We start from the raw sequence: 21,385 nt of genomic DNA, 5'->3' as shown, positions 1-21,385 counted from the left end.
CATGGTCGAATTGCCGAGCACGGCGCGGGTGGTGATCATCGGCGGAGGCGCGGTCGGCGTTTCCTCGCTCTATCATCTCGCCAAGGCGGGCTGGACCGACTGCGTGCTGCTCGAAAAGAACGAGCTTACCTCGGGCTCGACCTGGCATGCCGCCGGCAACGTGCCGACCTTCTCGTCGTCCTGGTCGCTGATGAACATGCAGCGCTATTCGACCGAGCTCTATCGCGGGCTGGCGGCCGAGGTCGACTACCCGATGAACTATCACGTCACCGGCTCGATCCGGCTGGCCCACACCAGGGAGCGCATGCAGGAATTCCAGCGTGCCAAGGGCATGGGCCGCTACCAGGGCATGGATATCGACGTCATCGGCCTCGACGAGATAAGGCGCCGCTATCCCTTCGTCGAGACACACGACCTCAAGGGCGCGCTCTACGATCCCAACGACGGCGACATCGACCCGGCCCAGCTGACCCAGGCACTGGCCAAGGGCGCGCGCGACATGGGCGCGAAGATCGTCCGCTTCTGCCCGGTGATTTCGGTGCGTCGCGACAAGGACGAATGGGTGGTCTCGACCGACAAGGGCGAAATCCGCTGCGAGAAGGTGGTGAACGCATCAGGCTATCGCGCGGCCGAGGTCGGAAAAATGTTCGGCCGCGACGTGCCGATGATGGTCATCAGCCACCAGTACATCCTGTTCGACGAAATCCCCGAGCTCGCCGCCTGGTCGCGTGAGGCCGGCCACAAGCTGCCGCTGCTGCGCGACGTCGACACCTCCTACTACCTCCGCCAGGAGAAGAACGGCATGAATCTCGGCCCCTATGAGCGCAACTGCCGCGCCCATTGGGCAACGCCCGACGACCAGATGCCTGCGGATTTCTCCTTCCAGCTCTATCCCGACGACCTCGAGCGGCTGGAATGGTATCTCGACGACGCCGTCCTCCGCGTGCCGATCCTCGGCACCGCCGGCCTGTCCAAGATCATCAACGGCCCCATCCCCTATGCGCCCGACGGCAACCCGCTGATCGGCCCGATGCCCGGCGTGCCCGACGCCTTCGAGGCCTGCGTCTTCACCTTCGGCATCGCCCAGGCGGGCGGCGCGGGCAAGGTGCTGGCCGAATGGGTAACCCGGGGCGAGACCGAATGGGACATGTGGTCCTGCGACCCGCGCCGCTTCACCTCCTTTGCGTCCGCTCCCGACTATGCGGTTGCCAAGGGCATGGAGGTCTACGGCCACGAATATGCCATTCATTTCCCCAGGCATGCCTGGCCGGCGGCGCGCAACCGCAAGCTTTCGCCGATCCACGACCGGATCGCGGCCCTTGGCGCGCAGTTCAACGCCTACAATGGCTGGGAACGCGCCACCTGGTATGCCCAGCCGGGCGACGACGTCTCGGAGGAGTCGACGCAGACCTTCGCCCGCTCCGGCCCCTGGGAGAACCGAATCCGTGAGGAGTGCCTCGCCGTGCGCGATGCGGCCGGCATCCTCGACTTGCCCGGCTTCAGCCGCTTCAATCTCGACGGCCCGGGCGCTGCCGCATGGCTTGAGACCCAGGTCACCGGCGCCGTTCCCAAGGTCGGCCGTATCGGGCTCTGCTATTTCGCCGACGATCACGGCCGCATCGTCACCGAGATGTCGGTGGTGCGCCATTCCGAAAACCTGATGACGCTGATCACCGCCGCCGTCGCCCAGTGGCACGATTTCGAATGGCTGAAGTCGCACATGCCTGAAGATGCGGATTTCAAGCTCATCGACCGCACCGAGGAATACTCGACGCAAATCCTCGCCGGACCCAATTCGCGGAAAATCCTGGCCGAAATCTGCGGGGCTGACCTCTCGGCACCTTGGCTGACGCATCAGGAAACCACCATCGCCGGGCGCTGGGCCAAGCTCGTGCGTGTCTCCTTCGCCGGCGAGTTCGGCTGGGAGATCCATACCAAGGTCGCCGACACATCAGCCGTCTTCGACGCCGTCTGGACGGCCGGCCAGAAGCACGGGCTGAAACCCTTCGGCATGTTCGCGCTCGAAGCGCTGCGTCTGGAAAAGGGCTATCGAGCCTGGAAGCAGGACCTCTCGACCGACTACACCATCCTTCAGGGCGGGCTCGAACGCTTCGTCAAATGGGACAAGCCCGACTTCCGCGGCAAGGCTGCCTTGCTCAGCGAAAAACAGCAGGGCGTGAAGAAGCGCTTCGTCACGCTTGTCATCGACAAGCCCGGCGACTGCGACGCGCCCTATATGTCGACACTCTGGCACAATGGCGCAATTGTCGGTGAGACCACGTCAGGAGGCTGGGGCCACAGGGTGGACAAATCGATCGCGCTGGGCATGCTGCGAGCCGATCTGGCCGTGCCGGGCGTTACCATCGAAGTCGAGATTTTCGGGGAGCGCTTCGGCGCCACGGTCCAGCAGGACAAGCCCTTGTGGGATCCCAAAAACGAAAGGTTACGCTCCTAATGTCCCTTCCCTTCCCCGATCGCGCCTTTGGCGCCTTCATGTTCGACATGGACGGCACCATCCTGAGCTCGATCGCCTCCACCGAAAGAGTCTGGACCGCCTGGGCGATCAAGCACGGGCTCGACGTGGAAACCTTCCTGCCAACCATCCACGGCGTTCGCGCGTACGAGACCATCTCCCGGCTGAACCTTCCGGATATTGATCTGATGACCGAGATCGAGGAGCTGACCCAAGCCGAATTCGACGACATCGAAGGTATCGAATCCATCCATGGTGCCGTCACTTTCCTCAACGCCTTGCCTCCCGAACGCTGGGCGATCGTGACGTCGGCACCGCGCAGGCTGGCGATGCGCAGGCTTGAAGCAGCTGGCCTGCCAATTCCGCAAATAATGGTCACCGGCGAAGACGTCGCCAACGGTAAGCCCGCCCCCGACTGCTTCCTGCTCGGCGCTCAGCGGCTTGGCCACAAGCCTCAGGATTGCCTGGTGTTCGAGGACGCACCGGCCGGCATCCGCGCAGCCGAGGCCGCGGGCGCGCAAGTGCTGGTCATCACCGCCACGCACAATCATGCCGGCGGCACCCCGCACCCTTCGGTCCCTGGCTACGGCGCGCTGACGCCCCGGCTCGACAGCGCCAGCAGGCTGACGCTCGCCCGCCTGGCGGCCTTGCAGGATGCAGGAGCCTGAGATGCCGAAACCATCCTCCCGCATCTCCGGCATCGTTCCCTCCGGCAAGGACGGCTGGGAAGTGCACTTCGCCGCCATGACGCGCAAGCAGGCCGGCGAAGACATCATCATGCTGTCAGTCGGCGACCACGACTTCGACACGCCGTCGGAGACTGTCGAGGCCTGCGTGGATGCCGTCCGCGCCGGCTTCCACCATTATACCCAGCTACCCGGCCTGCCGCGCCTGCGCGCAGCCATGGCCAAGATTTCGACTCGTTGCACCGGCCTCGACACTGCCCTTTCCGAGATCATTGCCACACCCGGCGGCCAGGCCTCGCTCTATGCCGCGGTGCAGGCAACGCATGACCCAGGCGACCACGCAGTGGTCGTGGCGCCCTATTATGCCACCTACCCCGGCACGTTCCGCGCCGCAGGCGCCAGCTACACCGTGGTCGAGGCCCACGCTGCAGACGGCTTCCAGCCGCGTGCGGCGGAGATCGAGAAGGCTCTGAAGCCGAACACGCGCTCGATCCTCATCAACACGCCGAACAACCCGACCGGTGCGGTCTATTCCCGGAAGTGCCTGGAAGACATCGCCGAACTCTGCGTCCGGCGCGATCTCTGGCTGCTGTCGGACGAGGTCTACTGGACCCTCGGTGGCGGCGAACACGTGTCGCCACGGACCCTGCCCGGCATGGCTGAACGCACTCTGGTCATCAATTCGATGTCGAAGAGCCACGGCATGACCGGCTGGCGCATCGGCTGGCTCACCGCCCCCGCCGACCTCGTCTCGCTGGTCATCAACCTCAACCTCGTCACCACCTACGGCTTGACCGATTTCGTCAGCCGCGCGGCGATCGAGGCGCTGGAGAACGATTTTGGCGTCGAGCAGATCGCGGCAACCTATGCCGGGCGCCGCAAGCTGTTCATCGACCAGATGCGCGGGCTGAACAACGTCACCGTGCGCGGCTCCGAGGGCGGCATGTATGTGATGCTCGACGTCAGCGCCATCGAGCGCGATTGCGAGAAATTCGCCTGGGACCTGCTCGAAGCCGAGAAGGTCGCGGTCATGCCGGGCGTCAGCTTCGGCGATGCCGCGGCCGGTCACATCCGTATCAGTCTGTGCCAGCCCGACGACGTTCTCCAGGAGGCCGCCGGCCGCCTGAGGCGCTTCGCCAACAGCTACGAGAGATCAGCCGCATGACAGAAATCCCCGCCCGTGCCCGCGCCGTCATCATCGGTGGCGGCGTGTCCGGCTGCTCCGTCGCCTACCATCTGGCGAAGCTCGGCTGGACCGACATCGTGCTTCTGGAGCGCAAGCAGCTCACATCAGGCACGACATGGCATGCGGCGGGGTTGATCGGGCAGCTGCGCGCCTCGCAGAACATGACGCGGCTGGCGAAATATTCGGCCGATCTCTACGTCAGGCTCGAGGAAGAGACCGGCGTCGCAACCGGCATGCGCCAGGTCGGTTCCATCACGGTCGCACTGACCGAGGAGCGTAAGCACGAGATCTATCGCCAGGCCTCGCTAGCCCGTGCCTTCAATGTCGACGTACGCGAGATTTCTCCCAGCGAAGTCAAGGAGATGTACCCCCATCTCAATGTCGCCGACGTGGTCGGCGCGGTGCACCTGCCGCTCGACGGCCAGTGCGATCCCGCCAACATCGCCATGGCCTTGGCCAAGGGTGCCAGGCAGCGTGGCGCGAAGATCGTCGAGAACGTCAAGGTCACCAAGGTCCATTCGAAGAACGGACGCGTCTCGGGTGTGTCGTGGGCACAAGGCGGCGAACAGGGAACCATCGAGACGGACGTCGTTGTCAACTGCGCCGGCATGTGGGCGCGCGAGATGGGCGCGCAGAACGGCGTCACCATCCCGCTGCACGCCTGCGAGCACTTCTATCTCGTCACCGAAGCTATTCCCGGCCTCGGCCGACTGCCGGTGCTGCGCATGCCGGACGAATGTGCCTACTACAAGGAAGACGCCGGCAAGATGATGCTCGGCGCCTTCGAGCCGGTCGCAAAACCCTGGGGCATGGACGGCATCCGCGAGGATTTCTGTTTCGACCAGCTGCCCGAGGACATGGATCATTTCGCGCCGATCCTCGAAATGGGCGTGAACCGCATGCCGATGCTGGAAACCGCCGGCATCCACACCTTCTTCAACGGTCCCGAGAGTTTCACCCCCGACGACCGCTACTATCTCGGGGAAGCGCCGGAACTTGGCGGCTACTGGGTCGCCGCCGGCTACAACTCGATTGGAATTGTCTCTTCGGGCGGTGCCGGCATGGCGCTGGCGCAGTGGATCCACGACGGCGAGGCGCCGTTCGATCTTTGGGAAGTCGACATCCGCCGCGCCCAGCCGTTCCAGAAGAACCGGCGCTATCTCAAGGAGCGCGTCTCGGAGACGCTCGGCCTGCTCTATGCCGATCATTTCCCCTATCGCCAGATGGCGACCTCGAGGAACGTGCGCCGCTCCCCGCTGCACGAACACCTGAAGGCACGCGGTGCCGTGTTTGGCGAAGTCGCCGGCTGGGAGCGCGCCAACTGGTTCGCCCGCGACGGCGAGGAGCGAGAATACCGCTACTCCTGGAAGCGTCAGAACTGGTTCGACAACCAGCGGGAAGAGCATCTGGCGGTCCGCAATAGCGTCGGCCTGTTCGACATGACCTCCTTCGGCAAGATCAGGATCGAAGGCCGCGATGCGCTGGCCTATCTGCAGCGCCTCTGCGCCAACGACATGGACGTCGAACCCGGCCGGATCGTCTACACCCAGATGCTCAACCAGCGCGGCGGCATCGAGAGCGACCTGACGGTGACGCGCCTTTCGCCAACAGCCTTCCTGACAGTTGTGCCGGGCGCAACACTGCAGCGCGATCTCGCCTGGTTCCGCAAGCATTTGGCCGACGAGTTCGTCATCATCACCGACGTAACCGCGGCTGAATCGGTGCTCTGCCTGATGGGGCCGAGCGCGCGGAAACTGATCGAGAAAGTCAGTCCCAACGATTTCTCCAATGAAAAGAACCCCTTCGGCAGCTGGCAGGAAATCGAGATCGGCATGGGTCTCGCCCGCGCCCATCGCGTCACCTATGTCGGCGAGCTCGGCTGGGAGCTTTATGTGTCGACCGACCAGGCGGCGCATGTGTTCGAGGCAATCGAGGAAGCCGGGGCCGATCTCGGGCTGAAACTCTGCGGCCTGCACACGCTCGATTCCTGCCGCATCGAAAAGGCGTTCCGCCATTTCGGCCACGACATTACCGACGAGGACCATGTGCTGGAAGCCGGCCTCGGTTTTGCCGTGAAATCCGGCAAGGGCGAGTTCATCGGCCGCGACGCGGTGCTGCGCAAGCGTGACGCCGGCCTCACCCGCCGGCTGGTCCAGTTCCGGCTGGCGAACCCGGAACCGCTACTCTTCCACAACGAGGCCATCGTCCGCAACGGCAAGATTGTCGGAACAATCACGAGCGGAAACTACGGCCACCACCTCGGCGGCGCCGTTGGCCTCGGCTACGTGCCCTGCGCCAACGAAACAGAGGCCGATGTGCTCGGCTCGCGCTACGAGATCGAGATCGCCGGCGAGCGTTTCGCTGCCGAAGCCTCGCTCAAGCCGATGTACGACCCGAAGGCCGAACGCGTGCGCATGTAGCCGCCCCTTACAAAATCGCCCGCGCTGACATATTCAGTCGGATGAGAATTGAGCGCAGTGAGGCCGGTGGTGACGAACAAGCAGCGACGCGTGTGGTGGGGTGACTTCAAGGCGGCCGATTTCGCGTTGATCGACCCCGTGGCGACGATCGCCGTCATCCCCGTTGCCGCCATTGAGCAGCACGGCCCGCATCTGCCTGTGTCGACCGATCTGACCATCATGGAAGGCATGCTGACCGAGGTCTTCGCCCAACTGCCCGAAAATCTCGACGCCCGCTTCCTGCCCATCCAGGCCGTCGGCAAATCCGACGAGCACATCCATGCACCGGGCACGCTCAGCCTGCCTGCCAACATGCTGGTCGACGCCTGGACTGAGCTTGGCGCTTCGATTGCGCGCGCGGGCATCCGCAAGTTCGTCTTCGTCACCTCGCATGGCGGCAACGAGGAGGTGATGGGAATCGTCTCGCGCGAGTTGCGCGTGCGCTTCGGCGCGATGTCTGTGCGTTCGAGCTGGGGCCGTTTCGGCACGCCCGACGACCTCTACCCTGCGCGCGAAATCCAGCTTGGCATCCATGGCGGCGATGTCGAGACCTCGCTGATGCTGCATTTCCGGCCCGAGCTGGTCGACATGGCCAAGGCACAGGATTTCACGTCCAGCTTCGAGCGCGCCGAAAGTGCGTTCGACCTGCTGCGCTCGCACGGGCCGCACGGCTTTTCATGGATTGCCAGCGATCTCAACCCGCATGGTGTCGTCGGCAATGCCGCTGTGGCGACCGCTGAAAAAGGCCGGCTCACGGCTGCGCATCAGGCTGACGGTTTCATCCGGTTGCTGCAGGATATCCGCAAGGCCAAGCTCGGCGACTGGATCGCCTAGATTTCCAACCCGAAGGGCACGCCCTCGAAGCAGTCAGCGCCCCGGCCGATGCTAGCGATGGCCGCTACCATCCGCCCGTCCCGACCCAGGATCTGGTCCGCCACCGCGATCAGGCGCGGATTGGGCGTCGCCGTCGGCGAGAGTTTCCGCAACAGAGCCGCCAATTCCGCCTCGTCTCGGGAGGGATCGAGAGCTGCCGCAATGATGTAGGCGGAAGCGGTCGAGCGGCTGACACCCGCCCAGCAATTGATCGCCAATGGACGCGACCGGTCCCAGGCGCGAGCAAAATCGAGCAGACGGCGCACATGTACCTCGCCGGGCATCGTCATGCCTTCCTGCTCGGCGGCGATATCGTGCATGTTCATCAACAGGTGGTTTTCGGCGCGAATGATTGCCGGCCGCGACATCTCCGTGCCGGCGGAGAGCAGCGAGATCAGCCGCTCGGCGCCGACGCGCACAACCGTCTCTTCGATCCTGGAAAGCGGGCTGACATAGATCAAGAGACAGCTCCTTCGCCTACGGGCTGCCGGTCCTGCGCCCAGTCGCCCAAGGCAACGTCAAGCCGCCGCCATTCAACCTCGTGCCCGGGCAAGCCGCAGCGCAGCTGCGTCGGCCGGTCGGCAAAACTGCGCACCAATATTCCCTCCCGCCCCAGCGCCTTGAACAGCCCGGCCGCGTCGGGGATATCGACGTGGCGGAACAGCGACGTGCCACCGGTAACAATCACGCCGGCACGGGCAAATGTCTGGTCGAGCCGGTGGGCGGCGTGCGCCAGCGTGGTCCGCATCTCGCGCTGCCAATCGGTGTCCGATAACGCCTTGATGCCATATTCGAGCGAAGGCACCGCCACCGACCACGGGCCCAGTTCCTCCTCCAGCCGCGCGGCGATATCGGGGTGCGCCAGCGCAAATCCGAGCCGAATGCCGGCAAGGCCATAAAACTTGCCGAACGAGCGCAGGACGACGATGCCGCCCTGCTCGACATCGCCGGCAAGGCTCTGCGCCTGCGGGCCGACATCCATGAACGCCTCGTCGACGACCAGCAATCCGCCGCGCGAGCGCAGCCGGGCTGCCAGTTCGAGCAAGTCCGAGCGCAGGACGACGCGGCCATCGGGATTGTTCGGATTGACGACGACGGCGAGCTCGGCCTCGAAAAGCTCCTCGAACGTGCGTGTCTCGGCAACATGGTGTCCGGCAATCGCCGCGGCTCGCGCGTGCTCCTGATAAGTCGGCCCAAGCACGAAGGCGCGGCCCGGGCGCACCAGCGAGGCGATGCGCGGCAAGAGGATCTGCGTGCCCGGAGCCGGCACCACATTAGCCGCCGACGTCGCGCCATAGGCGGTCGCGGCGACAGCGGCGAGATCACGGGCCCTGCCCGGCTCCGGCAGGCGCGACAAGGCTGTGGCAGGCAGCTCGAAAAGCGGATAGGAGTTCGGATTGATCCCGGTCGAAAGGTCGACGAACGGCTCGGGCGCTCCCGGAAACAGCGCCCTCGCCCGCTCCAGGCTGCCGCCGTGGTCCACAGTCCCGGTCCTACGTCCTGCAAGAAGCGTCATGTTTGTTCCGCTTGCCTTCCTGTCGCTTCTGTTCGAACTCGGTCTGGGTTACCCGGACCGGCTGGTGCACGCCATCGGCCACCCGGTGATCTGGATCGGCAAGCTGATATCCTTTCTCGACACCAGCCTCAACCGCGCCACCGATACCGACGCCAGGCGCCGTTTTCTGGGCGTGGTTGCCCTCGTCGTCATCGTTGCCGTACCAGCCGCATGCGCATTTGCCGTCGAGCGCCTGTTCGGGCTTGTCCCCTTCGGCATCCTTCTCACTGCAATCGCCGCTTCCAGCCTCGTCGCCCAGCGCAGCCTCGGCAGCCATGTGAAGGCAGTCGCCGATGCGCTCGACAGCGGCGGCATCGTCGCCGGCCGCAAGGCAGTGTCGCAAATCGTCGGCCGTGACCCCGAACGCCTCGACGAGGCCGGCGTCAGCCGCGCCGCCATCGAAAGCCTGGCCGAGAATTTTTCCGACGGCATCACCGCTCCGGCACTCTGGCTCGCTGTTTTCGGCTTTGCCGGCGGAGCCGCGTACAAGGCCGCCAACACCGCCGATTCGATGATCGGCCACCGCACCAGCCGCCACGAAGCCTTCGGCTGGGCCGCCGCCCGTTTCGACGACCTGATCAACCTGCCGGCGTCGCGGCTGACTGCCCTTTTGATCGTGCTCGCCGCATTCCTGGTGCCCGGCACCGACCCAAGGGGCGCCTGGCAGGCTGTGTGGCGCGACGCCCAAAAACATCGCTCGCCCAATGCCGGCTGGCCTGAATCCGCCATGGCCGGCGCTCTCGGCCTCGCGCTTGCCGGTCCGCGTGCTTATGGCGGCGTCATGGTCGACGATGCCTTGATGGGCGATGGCGGCCGGCGCGAAGCCAATGCCCAGGATATACGCGCCGCACTCCGGCTCTACTGGACGGCCGATGCGTTGATGGTCGGCGCACTGGGGCTGATCGCCGCGATCTTCTGGCTCTGACCGCCTCGGGCGCTCAGAACTCGATGCCCTTCTGCGCCTTCACGCCAGCCGAGAAATGGTGCTTGGTGGCGCCCATCTCGGTCACAAGGTCGGCAGCCTCGACCAAAGCCGGCTTGGCGTTGCGGCCCGTGACCACGACATGCAGCCCCTCGCGCCTGCCTTTGAGCGCGGCGACCACCGCGTCGAGGTCGAGATAGTCATAGCGCAGCGCGATGTTGAGTTCGTCGAGCACGACGAGAGCAATGCTCGGATCGGCCAGCAATTCCTGCGCCTTGGCCCAAGCGGCCTCGGCCGCCGCGATGTCGCGCTTGATGTCCTGCGTCTCCCAGGTGAAGCCTTCGCCCATCGTGTGCCAGACGACGCGGTCGCCGAAGGCAGCAAACGCGTCCTGCTCGCCCGAATGCCAGGCGCCCTTGATGAACTGCACGACGCCAACGCGCTGGCCGTAGCCGAGCATGCGCAGCGCCAGCCCGAAGGCCGCCGTCGACTTGCCCTTGCCGGGGCCGGTGTTGACGATCAGCAGGCCCTTCTCGACGATGGTCTTTCCCGCCACTTCGGCATCCTGCACCGCCTTGCGCTTGGCCATCTTGCTACGGTGCCGTTCGGCTTCCTGTTCGTCGATCGTCTTCATCATTTCACCTTCATCGGCAGGCCGGAAACCATGAACAGCACTTCGTCGGCTGCCGCCGCCACTTTCTGATTGAGCCTGCCGGTATCGTCGCGGAAGCGGCGGGCGAGCGCATTGTCGGGCACGATGCCGAGCCCGACCTCGTTGGAAACCACGAACCAAGGTCCGCGCGGCCGCGACAGCACGTCGGCAAGCCGGGCACTTTCCGCCTCGACGTCATGATCCGCCAGCATGTGATTGGTGAGCCAGAGCGTCAGGCAATCGACCAGCACCGGCGTGCCATCGAGCACGCTGCCGAGCGCACCCACAAGATCGAGCGGTGCGTCGAGGGTCAGCCAGCCATCGCCACGGCGGCCGCGGTGAATCGAGATGCGCTCGCGCATCTCGTCGTCATAGGCCTGCGCCGTGGCGATGTAGGTCCACGGCGCAGGAAACTGCGTGATCAGCCGCTCAGCATGCGCGCTCTTGCCGGAGCGCGCACCGCCGAGCAGGAAGGTCAGCTTCTCAGGCAAGGCGGCCGTGCAGCGCCGGCGCCTGCTCGCCCATGAAGCGGTTGCGCATGAAGCCGGCAAAGGCACCCAGCACGACCCAGAACACCAGGTTGGTGATGGTGACGGCGACGACGAAGTTGTGATGCAAGTCGGCCGGGATCGGCGAGTCGTGGCTTGCGGGCTGCGGCGCGCCGATGATGTGCGGCGCGACGATCAGCGCCACGCCGAGGATCGCCAACGGCAGCGACTGGCGGAAAGCGATGAGCGCGAGGCCGGCGGCGGTGGCAACGACCGTGAAGGTCCACCAGACCTGGCGCGCGCCGAGATCGGCGGCGGGCATGGCCGGCAACTCGGGTGGCAGGCCAAGACCGGGCGCCAGTGTGAAGACGGCGAAGCCGGCAAAACCCCAGAACACGCCCTGGCGCCAGTTGGCGATACCGCCGGCGAATTCGGAAGCTGCGACCAGGATCAGCGCGAAAGCAACGCCGCTGACGATGTTGGCGAGTGCCGAATAGGCGAAGCGTTCGAACCCGTCGGCGGGCGCCCAGGCTTCGACCTCTTCTTCGGCAGGAGCCGCAACCTGCGCCGCAGGAGCGGTCGCTTCGGTGCCGGCAGTCGGTGCGGTGGCTTCAGTGCCTGCGGCTGGTGCCGCGGCATGCTCGTGGCCGCCCGCATTTTCATAGGTCTCCGCCTTGAGAATCAGCGGAACGGTTGCATAGGTCTGGAGCGCGGCAAGGATCACGCCGGCCAATAGGCCGCTGATCGCCGCGATGAACACGACGTTGCGAAAAACAGACATGGCTAGAGTGCTTTCGTTAGTGGCAGGGGAAAGCCATCGAGTGGCGATAGTCGTGGGCAGCGTTGTGCACCACTTCCATATGCGAGAACCCGAGGAAGCCAACAACGAAAAGGCCGAGCAGCGCCGCAAGCGCGAGCTGCATGGTGCGCGACTGCGAGGAAACGTCAGCGCCGATTGCAGAAACAGTATTCATCTTGAAGTCCTTTCGCCCTCCACCCGAGGGCACCGAGATAAGTGCCTGTCGCCGGCAGGTCTCCTGGCTTGCGGATCGACACCCTTCCCCGCCTTCCCGAAGCAAGCTTCAGTGGCATTTGGGGAGAGCTAACCGCATACAGTTGCGGGGGCAGCCACGGCTTCGGACCCTCAAAGGGCCCTTACCGCATTCCCTCTTGATTCCGTAACGGAACCGACGACCCCGCAACTATAGAAACAAATGGCTTGGGCGGCAAACCAAATTCCGACGCCGCAGCGCTCGAATGCGTCAGCAGCGTGCAGCTATTCGCTCGGCCACCAGGTGCTGGAGCCGCCAAAGATGCCGATCGTGGATGGCCCGATCCTCGAGATTCTTGACCACATTGTAGAGATAATCGGCGGCCGAGCCCCAATGGCCGCAGGTCGTGGCCAGCCGCTTCACGACTTCGTCCTCGCCGAGTGCCCCGGCATAGGCATGGCCTTCGCGGTTGATGACGAAGGCAAGAGCGGTCAACGGACCGTCCGAAGTGGCAAGGCTCAGCCAGCGCGGCTTGTAGGTCGAAGGCTTCAGCGTCATCTCCCGGCGAAACAGCTTGTCGAGCTGTTCACGCCGGTCGCCATCCATCAGCCGCAGCGCCACACCCTTGCACTGGCCGCCGCGATCCATGCCCATCATCAGCCCCGGCTCTGCCTTGGTGGCGCGCCAGCGGGTCATGTTGATGCAGAACGAGCGATGCCAGCCGCGTGCCACCGCCACCTTCTCCTCCGTATGGTCGACCTCCGGCTTCCAGATCAGCGAGCCATAGGCAAACAGCCACAGCGGCCCCTCATCGGCATTGTCCGCCAGCGTCTCGTCGATCATGCGCTCGTAGTCGGCATCGTCGAGATGCTGCGCGTCCGGGTCGGGGCCGGCGTCGGCCACTTCGCGATGGCAGCGCGCCACCAGATCTTCGGTCAACGACATCACGCGACCGTTCATTGCTGACATCCCCGAACCCTGTGCATGACGTTGGCTAGTCCCTCTCTTGCCCCGGTTCAACCATGATAGTGCTGCAGGAGCGGCGAAACACCCGAAAGCCGAAGCGAATGGCCATGACGATGCAACCGACCACCGACCAAGTTCAAGCCCGAACCCCACGCGTCCAGGTCATCGACATCGCCCGCGGCACAGCACTCGTCGCCATGGCCATCTATCATTTCGCCTGGGATCTCGAGTTCTTCGGCTATGCCGACCCGGGTATGACCGCCTTCGGCGGCTGGAAACTGTTCGCCCGCTCGATCGCGTCGAGCTTCCTGTTTCTTGTCGGCGTAAGCCTCGTCCTTGCCCACGCCAAGGGCATTCGCTGGCGCGGCTTTCGAAAACGGCTGGCAATGGTCGTTGCCGCCGCCGCGGCAATCTCCGTGGCGACATGGTTCGCCATGCCCGACACCTTCATCTTCTTCGGCATCCTCCACCAGATCGCCTTTGCCAGCGTCGTCGGCCTTGCCTTCCTGCGCCTGCCGCCGCTGCTGACGCTCGTCGTGGCTGCCCTGGTAATCGTGGCTCCCAGTTACCTGCGCAACGAGGCCTTCAACCATCCGGCGCTGCTTTGGGTCGGCCTCAACACCGTTGCCCCGCGCTCCAACGATTTCGTGCCAGTCTTCCCCTTCTTCGGGGCGGTGCTGGCAGGCATGGGACTTGCCGGGCTGGCGCTGAAATCCGGCCTGTTCGACGCCCTGGCGCGCTTGAAACCCGGCGCCTGGTCGAAACCGCTCGACTTCTTCGGCCGCCACAGCCTGGCCTTCTACCTCATCCACCAGCCGGTGCTGATCTCGCTGGTCTGGGCCTGGGCGCAGTTCTTCCCCGCGCCGGTCGAAACCCGCGAAGTCGGCTTCCTGAAGTCCTGCCAGATCTCCTGCGAGCAAAGCCGCGACACCGATTTCTGCGCGCGCTACTGTGTCTGCATGCTCGACGAGCTGCAGAAAGACGATTCGCTCGACCGCCTCTATGCCAGCGACAAGAGCCCTGAACTCAAGGCACGGATCGGCGACACCGCCGCGATGTGCACGGCCAGGACGGACAGCGAAATACCAACTGGAGGAGCGCAATGACCGACATCAAGGCAGCCCCCAACCGGGTGCCGTGGCCGCCGATCATCTACCTCGCGGCCATTGCCATCGCCATCGTGCTCGGCCTGCTCTATCCATTGCCCTGGATCACCGAACCGATATCGGATCTGTTGTTTGCCGCCGGCTGGCTGGCGATAGCAGGTTTTGCCGCCATCGAAATTTCGGCAATGCGCGCCCTGAAGCGCGGCAACACCACCATCAGGCCTGACAAGGCCGCGGATCATCTGGTGACGAACGGCCCCTTTTCCTTCACCCGCAACCCGATCTACTTCGGCAATACGCTGCTGATGATCGGCATCGGCTTGGTCAGCGGCAGCCTCTGGTTCATCATCCTGGCGCTGGTCGCAGTCTTCGCCACGAACAAGCTCGCCATCGAACGTGAGGAAAAGCACTTGCAGGCGCGTTTCGGCAAGAAATACATCGACTATGCGAAGAAGGTCAGGCGCTGGATCTAGCTGACGGCGGCGGTCGCGCCACCGTTTCGGAAGCTGTGGGTTCCGTAGATGGCCACGATCGCCAAGGCAATCGCCAGCCATAGCATCAGGCCGATCCACTGGTGCTGGGTCGCATCGCCACCTTCGAACACCCGGCCGAGGTAACGCACGCTGTTCTGGTGCGATGCGTGCATGAGAATCGCCGGCAGCACGCTGCCCGCCGAATTCTGGTACAGCCACGTGAACACCACCGCCGCAACCATGACGTTGATGGCGCTGGATATGCTGTAGTCGTTCAGAAGCACCAGCGGCAGGTGCCAGGCGGCCCAGATCACCCCGAGCAGCAGGCTTGCATTCAGCGCTCCGTGCTCGCGCAGAAGCGCCGGCAGCGCGAATCCCCGCCAGCCGGGCTCCTCGCCAAGCGGACCGCTGAAGACCAGAAACAGCGGGACCATGACCGCGATTTCCGGAATGGCCGGCACGTTCCCCCAGTTGGGCGCAGCGGAACCCAACAATGGGTTGAGCCAGATTGCCAGCAGTTGCGCTGCCACCGGCAGCCCGATCGCCACCAGGTACCAACCTGGAGGCACGCGCCATTTCACCACTGAAGCCAGCAGCGCACGGACTTTCGGCCAGCCACCCAGGAGTGCGGAGATGACGACGGCCGAGACGAATGGACCAAAGGTAAACCAGGCGATGTCTTCGCCACCTGCCCGGTAGAACGGAATGAAGCCAATCCAGGTGATGACGAATGCCAGCACCACGAAGCTCGTGACCGGCCAGTCGCGAACCGTCCTGATGAGCATCGACATGGGAGCTACTCCCGAGGGGTAGCCAAACTTAGCACAATGCTGTGGGTGAGTCCGAGCCGTCGCCGCGCCGGATGACCCGGCCGGCTTTCTGCTGTCAGGTGTTGACGCCGAGCTCGACCAGCCGTTCGACGCAGGATTCCTCGGCCTGGTCCAGTTCGGCGAGCGTCTCCTCCAGATCGCGGCGCTTCTGGCGCAGATCCTCGCGCTTCTCTTCGATGCGCTTGATCATCAGCTTGAGCTGGCCGACCTCGCCGGGCGGCGCGCGATACATCTGGATGATCTCGCGGATCTCGTTGATCGAAAAGCCGAGGCGCTTGCCACGCATGATCTGGCGAATGAGATGCCGGTCCGATGGCCGGAACAATCGTGTCCGGCCGCGACGCACCGGCTGCACCAGGCCTTCGTCTTCATAGAAGCGCAGTGTCCGCGTCGAAATGTCGAATTCGCGGGTCAGTTCGGTTATCGAATAATATTCCCGCATCGTTCCTCCACCCCGCGAGCGAAACCGCCCCGCCTCAAAATCATGCCGGGCACTAGCCGAGGCGAATAGGCCGGGCGACGGCAAGCATCGCGCGGCAAGGACCATAGTGATCCGCCTGGAGTCTCGCACGCGATTTACGTAAAAGTCAATTGAACTCGCCGTCTATGCAACCAACTGTTCCGCGCCCAATCTGGCGCGCAGAAATACGGTGGCGTTGATCCCGGGGGGGGCCTTTGCGGAACTCGAAACCGAGCTTCGGCGTCATCCGCCGCCGAGATGCAACCACCATGTCGCGAGGCTGAGGAAGGCAAGGAAGCCGATCACGTCGGTGATCATCGTCGTGAAGATCGACGACGAGATCGCCGGGTCGGCGCCGACCTTGTCGAGCAGGAGTGGAATCAGGATTCCGCCGAGCGCTGCCGCCAGCATGTTGAGCACCATCGCCGCGGCAATGACGAAACCCAGGTCGGGATTGTGGAACCACAGACCGGCGACCAGGCCGAGGATGGCCGCAATGATCGCACCGTTCAGCAGCCCGACCATCACCTCGCGGCGGATGACGCGGCCGGCATTGTAGATATCGAGGTCGCGCGTGGCGAGCGCCCGCACCGTCACCGTCATCGTCTGGGTGCCGGCATTGCCGCCAAGCGAGGCGACGATCGGCATCAGGGCTGCCAGCGCCACCATTTCCTCGATGGTCGCGCCGAACTGGCTGATGACAGATGCCGAGATGAAGGCGGTTCCGAGATTGACCAGGAGCCATGGCACGCGCGAGCGCGAAGTGGCGGCCACCGTGTCCGACAGCTCTTCGTCACCGACGCCGCCCATGCGCAGAAGATCTTCCTCGGCCTCCTGCTGGATGACGTCGACCACGTCGTCAATGGTCAGCACGCCGACCAGACGCTCGTTCTCGTCGACGACGGCGGCCGACAAAAGATCGTATTGCTCGAACTCGCGCGCCGCCTCTTCCTGGTCCATCGTCGCGGGAATGGCGTGACGCGTCTCGTGCATCACCTCTTCGATCTTGACCGCACGCTTGGTGCGCAGGATCTGGTCGAGGTCGACCGCGCCGAGCAGCTTGAAGGTCGGGTCGATGACGAAAACCTGGCTGAAGCGGTCGGGCAGGTCCTTGTCGTCGCGCAGATAGTCGATGGTCTGGCCAATGGTCCAGAACGGTGGCACCGCAACGAACTCCGTCTGCATGCGCCGGCCGGCCGATTCTTCCGGGTAGTCGAGCGAACGGCGCAGCCTGATGCGCTCGGTGAACGGCAGCTGGGCCAGAATCTCGTTCTGGTCTTCGGCGTCGAGATCCTCGAGGATGTAGACCGCGTCGTCGGAATCGAGCTCCTGGACGGCCTGGGCAATCTGCTCGTTGGGCAGGTTGTCGACGATGTCCAGGCGGATCGCCTCGTCGACCTCGGTCAGCGCCGAAAAGTCGAAGTCCGAGCCCATCAGCTCGACCAGTGCAAGCCGCTGTTCGGGCAGCAATGCCTCCAGCAGGTCGCCGAGTTCGGATTGGTGCAGCCCCGATACGTCGCGCTTCAGCGATAGCGTATCGCGATCGGCGATCGCCGCGCCGATATGGGCGAGGAACGAGGCAAGGATCGCCCCGTCCTCGCCGTAGATTTCGGCGCGGACAGCGTCAGCGGCGTCGGCGCCGTGCGTATGGTCGTGTCGGGCTTCCATCGGCGCTTCCCGTTTGCGGATTTTCGGGATTCGAGGTGGGTTATCCCTAGCCCGCCAAGGGTCGGAATATCAAATGAAATACCGCCTCAGGCGGTCCTGCGGATCAGCCAATTCCGCCCTGTTTCAATCAGGCCACATGCTCGCTTGAGCATTGGCGGTGATCGGCCAGCACCTCGATGATGCGGCAGTCGCAGATGCGGCCATGGCCGCACTCGTCGATCATCCGCGACAGCTCGCCGCGCAGCGCCTGGAGCCGCTCGATTCGCCTGTCGACTTCGCGAAGATGCGACTTGGCGATGCTGTCGGCCTGGTGACACGAGGCCTGCGGTTCCTGCGACATCACCAGCAATTCCCTGATATGGTCGACCTCGAAGCCGAGTTCGCGGGCATGGCGGATGAAGTTGAGCCGGTCGATCTCCGCCTTGCCGTAGCGGCGCTGGTTGCCTTCCGTGCGCGGTGGCGCCGCAATCAGCCCGATCTGCTCATAAAAACGGATCGTCGGCACTTTCACGCCCGTTCGCCGCGCCAGTTCGCCAATCGGCAGATTCATCTAAAAACCCTCTTGATCCTCTAGTGGCTAGAGATTCTAGCATTGCTTCATATAGGATTGAAAGGACCCATCATGAATGACGCCAGCCACGGCAAGACGCGCTTCCGCGTCGGCGGTATGGATTGCGCCTCCTGCGCGACCAAGATCGAGAACGCCGTCAGCCGCCTGCCCGGCATCACCGAGGTCGGCATTTCCGTTTCGGCCGGCACAATGACGGTTTCGCATCAGGGGCCAGCGCCATCGGCTGCGATTTCGAAGCAGGTGAAGGCGCTCGGCTACTCCGTCGCCGAGCTTGGCGTGGCGCGCGCGACCGAGGTCCAGCAGCACAAGCACGGCCCATCGTGCAGCCATGACCACGACCACAGCGGACACGACCATAGCCATGGTGACCATGCCAGGCACGACCATGGTGATCATGCCGGACACGGCTCCCCGGCTGCGGCCTCTGCCGATGCCGGCCACGCCCATTTCGATCTCGACGACGGCCCGTGGTGGACATCCCGCAAAGCCAAGCTGACCATCGCCTGCGGTGCTGCCCTTGTCGCAGCCTATGCCATCGGCCAGTTCATGCCGCAGGTGGGGCACTGGGCCTTCCTGGCTGCATTGGCGGTCGGGCTGGTGCCCGTGGCGCGGCGCGCCTTCGCCGCCGCGATGACAGGCACGCCGTTCTCGATCGAAACGCTGATGACCATCGCTGCTGTCGGCGCGGTGTTCATCGGCGCCACCGAGGAAGCGACGATGGTCGTCTTCCTCTTCCTCATCGGCGAATTGCTGGAAGGCGTTGCCGCTCGCCGCGCCCGCGCCAGCATTCGCGGACTTGCCGACCTGGTGCCCAAGACCGCTTTGGTCGAGGAAGGCGGCTCGACCCGCGAGATGCCGGCCGAGGCGCTGCAGGTCGGTGCGCTCATGCTGGTCCGGCCCGGCGACCGTGTTGCCGCCGACGGTGTCATCGTCGAGGGTGCGAGCACGCTCGATGAAGCGCCTGTCACCGGCGAAAGCGTTCCCAAGTTGAAGACCGCTGGCGACGACGTGTTCGCCGGCACCATCAACACCGATGCGGTGCTCAAGGTCCGCGTCACCGCTGCGGCCGCCGACAACACCATTGCCCGCGTCATCAAGCTGGTCGAGGAGGCGCAGGAGAGCAAGGCGCCGACCGAGCGCTTCATCGACCGCTTCTCGCGCTACTACACGCCGGCCGTCCTTGTCGTCGGAGCGCTCGTCGCCATCCTGCCGCCGCTGGTCGCCGGCGGTTCGTGGTCGGAGTGGGTCTACAAGGGCCTCGCCATCCTGCTGATCGGCTGCCCCTGCGCGCTTGTCATCTCGACGCCCGCTGCAATTGCAGCCGGTCTGTCCGCCGGTGCCCGCCGCGGCCTGCTGCTCAAGGGAGGTGCTGTGCTGGAAGGCATGCGCCGCGTCACCACGGTCGCGCTCGACAAGACCGGAACCCTCACCGAAGGCAAGCCGAAGGTCACCGACATCGTCGGCGTCGGGCACCCCGAAGCCAAGGTCCTGTCGCTGGCTGCCGCCCTGGAGACGGGCTCGAGCCATCCGCTGGCGCTCGCCATTCTCGGCCGCGCCAAGACAGATGGCGTACCTGTGCCCCCAGCAAGTCTCGCCAAGGCGGTGGCAGGCAAGGGTGTTTCGGCCAAGGTCGGCGGCCAGGACGTGTTCCTGGCGTCGCCCAGCGCCGCCGAAGAGATGGCCGGATTGCCAGCCGAATTGAAAGCGCAGATCGCCGCCTTCAATGGCGACGGCAAGACAGTTTCCGTGCTGGTGGTCGACAACAAGGTCGCGGGCCTGCTTGCCATGCGCGACGAACCGCGTGCCGACGCCATAGCGGCACTGGCCACGCTCAAGGCCGACGGCATCGCCACCCTCATGCTGACCGGCGACAACGAGGCGACTGCAAAAGCCATCGGCAAGGGGCTTGGTATCAATGTTCGCGCCGGCCTGATGCCCGACGACAAGCAGCGCATCGTCCGTGAACTCCAACAGCAGGGACAGGTCGTCGCCAAGGTCGGCGACGGCATCAACGACGCCCCTGCCCTTGCCGCTGCCGATTTCGGCATCGCCATGGGCGGCGGCACCGATGTCGCGCTGGAAACCGCCGACGCTGCCATCCTGCATGGCCGCGTCACCGACATTCCTGACATGATCGCCCTGTCGAAGACGGTGATGGGCAACATCACCCAGAACATCACCATCGCCCTTGGCCTCAAGGCGGTGTTCCTGGTGACGACGATTGCCGGCATTACTGGTCTGTGGCCCGCCATCCTCGCCGACACCGGCGCCACGGTGCTGGTCACCGCCAACGCCATGCGGCTGCTCGCCTGGCGCGGCCGCTGAGGCAATCCAGGAACTGATCGTCTATGGGCCGCCCGGGCAGACCTTGGGCGGCCCGTTTGACAATCGTGATCATTTGGCCGAGATACCGGCCATGCAAAAAGTTTCCTTTGCCATCCTCGTCATCTGCAAAGGCGGCCTTCAAATAGGCTGATAGCCTGGTGCCACTACCTGCGAGAGCAAGAGCGGCACCAGGACACTGACACTCACGACATCAGAAATCTGCCTGTACTGGCCGAGCGATCTGCTGCGCTGTTGCGCGCGCCGCTTGCTGCCGGCGGCACTCCGTTTGGAATGTTCAAATGACCTTCAAATACAGTTTCACGTTCCCGATCAGCGGCGCCAATAAGCTGCCTCGTTTCAAGAACTGGGCCGCAGAACACGCGGCCGGCATCGAAGTCAGCCTTCCGCCCCAGGTTCCGGTCAAGAGCGAGAGCTTGACCATCCGCCTCAGGTCCGCTGACGACCGGCAAGCGCTGATGACCAAGCTTGCAGGCATCGACTTGTAGCACTGAGCGACGGTGACGGGCCTGGCTCGTCACCGTCCACTTGCGGCAACTCACGCGCCATGCCCGCACTGCAGTGCCGGCTCGGAAGTCCGGCATCCTTCCTGCGCCCGTCCCCACGATCAGCCGCAAGTGGCAACTTGGACGGCTACTCCCGGGCCTTTTGACAACTTTGCCCGCACCCCATAAGTTCGCCA

General features: G+C 64.5%; 21 protein-coding genes and 1 riboswitch. Of the genes, 10 read left to right on the top strand and 11 right to left on the bottom strand.

Annotated elements, in window-relative coordinates; translation table 11 throughout:
- Position 1 precedes the first annotated feature (1 nt).
- The 5 genes from GGQ99_RS02935 (at position 2) to GGQ99_RS02915 (ending at position 7,638) form a co-directional block, all read left to right on the top strand.
- Entirely contained in the window at positions 2 to 2,455 is a 2,454-nt protein-coding gene (locus GGQ99_RS02935; protein ID WP_183260552.1) for a GcvT family protein, read from the top strand.
- Positions 2,455 to 3,141, top strand: coding sequence for an HAD-IA family hydrolase (locus GGQ99_RS02930; RefSeq protein ID WP_183260551.1), 687 nt, complete (start codon positions 2,455 to 2,457; stop codon positions 3,139 to 3,141). The genes GGQ99_RS02935 and GGQ99_RS02930 overlap by 1 nt, the downstream gene beginning before the upstream one ends.
- A 1-nt stretch (position 3,142) precedes the next feature.
- Complete coding sequence (locus tag GGQ99_RS02925) at positions 3,143 to 4,324, top strand: pyridoxal phosphate-dependent aminotransferase (protein WP_183260549.1); 1,182 nt, start codon at positions 3,143 to 3,145, stop codon at positions 4,322 to 4,324.
- Positions 4,321 to 6,765, top strand: a complete 2,445-nt coding sequence (locus GGQ99_RS02920; RefSeq protein ID WP_183260547.1) for a GcvT family protein — start codon at positions 4,321 to 4,323, stop codon at positions 6,763 to 6,765. Before GGQ99_RS02925 ends, GGQ99_RS02920 begins: the two co-directional genes overlap by 4 nt.
- 69 nt (positions 6,766 to 6,834) lie before the next feature.
- The gene (locus GGQ99_RS02915; protein WP_183262338.1) at positions 6,835 to 7,638 is read left to right on the top strand and encodes a creatininase family protein; all 804 of its coding nucleotides are present in this window, start codon (positions 6,835 to 6,837) and stop codon (positions 7,636 to 7,638) included.
- Here GGQ99_RS02915 and GGQ99_RS02910 read toward each other — a convergent pair.
- Both GGQ99_RS02910 and cobD read right to left on the bottom strand, forming a co-directional pair.
- A complete protein-coding gene (locus GGQ99_RS02910; RefSeq protein ID WP_183260545.1) occupies positions 7,635 to 8,138 on the bottom strand; it encodes a tyrosine phosphatase family protein in 504 nt (167 codons plus the stop codon). The genes GGQ99_RS02915 and GGQ99_RS02910 overlap by 4 nt on opposite strands.
- Positions 8,135 to 9,193, bottom strand: a complete 1,059-nt coding sequence (gene cobD, locus GGQ99_RS02905) for a threonine-phosphate decarboxylase CobD (protein WP_183260542.1) — start codon at positions 9,191 to 9,193, stop codon at positions 8,135 to 8,137. Before cobD ends, GGQ99_RS02910 begins: the two co-directional genes overlap by 4 nt.
- Between cobD and cbiB the strand changes: the two genes are divergently transcribed.
- Positions 9,192 to 10,157: an adenosylcobinamide-phosphate synthase CbiB gene (gene cbiB / locus GGQ99_RS02900; protein ID WP_183260540.1), complete on the top strand. Its 966-nt coding sequence runs from the start codon at positions 9,192 to 9,194 to the stop codon at positions 10,155 to 10,157. The two genes, cobD and cbiB, sit on opposite strands and share 2 nt — an antisense overlap.
- Positions 10,158 to 10,170: 13 nt before the next feature.
- Here the strand turns inward: cbiB and cobO are convergent, their stop codons facing one another.
- The 5 genes from cobO to GGQ99_RS02875 all read right to left on the bottom strand — a co-directional run bounded on the left by cobO (position 10,171) and on the right by GGQ99_RS02875 (position 13,246).
- Positions 10,171 to 10,788, bottom strand: a complete 618-nt coding sequence (gene cobO / locus GGQ99_RS02895; protein ID WP_183262337.1) for a cob(I)yrinic acid a,c-diamide adenosyltransferase — start codon at positions 10,786 to 10,788, stop codon at positions 10,171 to 10,173.
- Positions 10,788 to 11,297 carry a bifunctional adenosylcobinamide kinase/adenosylcobinamide-phosphate guanylyltransferase gene (cobU, locus tag GGQ99_RS02890; protein ID WP_183260538.1) on the bottom strand — a complete coding sequence of 170 codons (510 nt, stop codon included), beginning with the start codon at positions 11,295 to 11,297 and terminating at the stop codon, positions 10,788 to 10,790. Before cobU ends, cobO begins: the two co-directional genes overlap by 1 nt.
- Positions 11,290 to 12,075 (bottom strand): CbtA family protein, encoded by a 786-nt coding sequence (locus tag GGQ99_RS02885; protein ID WP_183260536.1) that lies wholly within the window; start codon positions 12,073 to 12,075, stop codon positions 11,290 to 11,292. Before GGQ99_RS02885 ends, cobU begins: the two co-directional genes overlap by 8 nt.
- A gap of 16 nt (positions 12,076 to 12,091) precedes the next feature.
- Positions 12,092 to 12,268: a CbtB domain-containing protein gene (locus GGQ99_RS02880; RefSeq protein WP_108607759.1), complete on the bottom strand. Its 177-nt coding sequence runs from the start codon at positions 12,266 to 12,268 to the stop codon at positions 12,092 to 12,094.
- 36 nt (positions 12,269 to 12,304) lie between these two features.
- A riboswitch (cobalamin riboswitch) is annotated at positions 12,305 to 12,501 on the bottom strand.
- A 55-nt stretch (positions 12,502 to 12,556) separates the two neighbouring features.
- Positions 12,557 to 13,246, bottom strand: a complete 690-nt coding sequence (locus GGQ99_RS02875) for a gamma-glutamylcyclotransferase (protein WP_108607758.1) — start codon at positions 13,244 to 13,246, stop codon at positions 12,557 to 12,559.
- A 113-nt stretch (positions 13,247 to 13,359) separates the two neighbouring features.
- Here GGQ99_RS02875 and GGQ99_RS02870 point away from each other — a divergent pair, with 113 nt between their 5' ends.
- Together GGQ99_RS02870 and GGQ99_RS02865 are read left to right on the top strand one after the other, a co-directional pair.
- The gene (locus GGQ99_RS02870) at positions 13,360 to 14,358 is read left to right on the top strand and encodes an acetyltransferase domain-containing protein (RefSeq protein WP_183260534.1); all 999 of its coding nucleotides are present in this window, start codon (positions 13,360 to 13,362) and stop codon (positions 14,356 to 14,358) included.
- Entirely contained in the window at positions 14,355 to 14,831 is a 477-nt protein-coding gene (locus GGQ99_RS02865) for a methyltransferase family protein (RefSeq protein WP_108607756.1), read from the top strand. Before GGQ99_RS02870 ends, GGQ99_RS02865 begins: the two co-directional genes overlap by 4 nt.
- On the opposite strand, the gene GGQ99_RS02860 is transcribed toward GGQ99_RS02865, so the two are convergent.
- The 4 genes from GGQ99_RS02860 to GGQ99_RS02845 form a co-directional block, all read right to left on the bottom strand.
- Positions 14,828 to 15,622: a CPBP family intramembrane glutamic endopeptidase gene (locus GGQ99_RS02860; RefSeq protein ID WP_183260532.1), complete on the bottom strand. Its 795-nt coding sequence runs from the start codon at positions 15,620 to 15,622 to the stop codon at positions 14,828 to 14,830. The two genes, GGQ99_RS02865 and GGQ99_RS02860, sit on opposite strands and share 4 nt — an antisense overlap.
- 94 nt (positions 15,623 to 15,716) lie before the next feature.
- Complete coding sequence (locus GGQ99_RS02855) at positions 15,717 to 16,103, bottom strand: MerR family transcriptional regulator (protein ID WP_108607754.1); 387 nt, start codon at positions 16,101 to 16,103, stop codon at positions 15,717 to 15,719.
- Between the two features lie 261 nt (positions 16,104 to 16,364).
- Positions 16,365 to 17,789 (bottom strand): magnesium transporter, encoded by a 1,425-nt coding sequence (gene mgtE, locus GGQ99_RS02850; RefSeq protein ID WP_108607753.1) that lies wholly within the window; start codon positions 17,787 to 17,789, stop codon positions 16,365 to 16,367.
- A 127-nt stretch (positions 17,790 to 17,916) separates the two neighbouring features.
- Positions 17,917 to 18,339 carry a MerR family transcriptional regulator gene (locus tag GGQ99_RS02845; protein WP_108607752.1) on the bottom strand — a complete coding sequence of 141 codons (423 nt, stop codon included), beginning with the start codon at positions 18,337 to 18,339 and terminating at the stop codon, positions 17,917 to 17,919.
- A gap of 72 nt (positions 18,340 to 18,411) precedes the next feature.
- Here GGQ99_RS02845 and GGQ99_RS02840 point away from each other — a divergent pair, with 72 nt between their 5' ends.
- Together GGQ99_RS02840 and GGQ99_RS02835 are read left to right on the top strand one after the other, a co-directional pair.
- A complete protein-coding gene (locus GGQ99_RS02840; RefSeq protein WP_183260530.1) occupies positions 18,412 to 20,685 on the top strand; it encodes a heavy metal translocating P-type ATPase in 2,274 nt (757 codons plus the stop codon).
- A gap of 299 nt (positions 20,686 to 20,984) precedes the next feature.
- Entirely contained in the window at positions 20,985 to 21,191 is a 207-nt protein-coding gene (locus GGQ99_RS02835) for a hypothetical protein (protein WP_183260528.1), read from the top strand.
- Positions 21,192 to 21,385 lie beyond the last annotated feature (194 nt).

Origin of the sequence: Aminobacter niigataensis (genome assembly GCF_014200015.1) — a bacterium.
Taxonomy (GTDB): domain Bacteria; phylum Pseudomonadota; class Alphaproteobacteria; order Rhizobiales; family Rhizobiaceae; genus Aminobacter; species Aminobacter niigataensis.
The sequence above is the reverse complement of the archived record's forward strand: the minus strand, read 5'-3'. Positions and strand labels throughout refer to the sequence as shown.

Coding starts and splice junctions, on each gene's coding strand:
- GGQ99_RS02935 (WP_183260552.1), top strand. CDS start 2: ATGGTCGAATTGCCGAGCACGGCGCGGGTGGTGATCATCGGCGGAGGC.
- GGQ99_RS02930 (WP_183260551.1), top strand. CDS start 2,455: ATGTCCCTTCCCTTCCCCGATCGCGCCTTTGGCGCCTTCATGTTCGAC.
- GGQ99_RS02925 (WP_183260549.1), top strand. CDS start 3,143: ATGCCGAAACCATCCTCCCGCATCTCCGGCATCGTTCCCTCCGGCAAG.
- GGQ99_RS02920 (WP_183260547.1), top strand. CDS start 4,321: ATGACAGAAATCCCCGCCCGTGCCCGCGCCGTCATCATCGGTGGCGGC.
- cbiB (WP_183260540.1), top strand. CDS start 9,192: ATGTTTGTTCCGCTTGCCTTCCTGTCGCTTCTGTTCGAACTCGGTCTG.
- cobD (WP_183260542.1), bottom strand. CDS start 9,193: ATGACGCTTCTTGCAGGACGTAGGACCGGGACTGTGGACCACGGCGGC.
- cobO (WP_183262337.1), bottom strand. CDS start 10,788: ATGAAGACGATCGACGAACAGGAAGCCGAACGGCACCGTAGCAAGATG.
- GGQ99_RS02885 (WP_183260536.1), bottom strand. CDS start 12,075: ATGTCTGTTTTTCGCAACGTCGTGTTCATCGCGGCGATCAGCGGCCTA.
- GGQ99_RS02880 (WP_108607759.1), bottom strand. CDS start 12,268: ATGAATACTGTTTCTGCAATCGGCGCTGACGTTTCCTCGCAGTCGCGC.
- GGQ99_RS02875 (WP_108607758.1), bottom strand. CDS start 13,246: ATGAACGGTCGCGTGATGTCGTTGACCGAAGATCTGGTGGCGCGCTGC.
- GGQ99_RS02870 (WP_183260534.1), top strand. CDS start 13,360: ATGACGATGCAACCGACCACCGACCAAGTTCAAGCCCGAACCCCACGC.
- GGQ99_RS02865 (WP_108607756.1), top strand. CDS start 14,355: ATGACCGACATCAAGGCAGCCCCCAACCGGGTGCCGTGGCCGCCGATC.
- GGQ99_RS02860 (WP_183260532.1), bottom strand. CDS start 15,622: ATGTCGATGCTCATCAGGACGGTTCGCGACTGGCCGGTCACGAGCTTC.
- GGQ99_RS02855 (WP_108607754.1), bottom strand. CDS start 16,103: ATGCGGGAATATTATTCGATAACCGAACTGACCCGCGAATTCGACATT.
- mgtE (WP_108607753.1), bottom strand. CDS start 17,789: ATGGAAGCCCGACACGACCATACGCACGGCGCCGACGCCGCTGACGCT.
- GGQ99_RS02845 (WP_108607752.1), bottom strand. CDS start 18,339: ATGAATCTGCCGATTGGCGAACTGGCGCGGCGAACGGGCGTGAAAGTG.
- GGQ99_RS02840 (WP_183260530.1), top strand. CDS start 18,412: ATGAATGACGCCAGCCACGGCAAGACGCGCTTCCGCGTCGGCGGTATG.
- GGQ99_RS02835 (WP_183260528.1), top strand. CDS start 20,985: ATGACCTTCAAATACAGTTTCACGTTCCCGATCAGCGGCGCCAATAAG.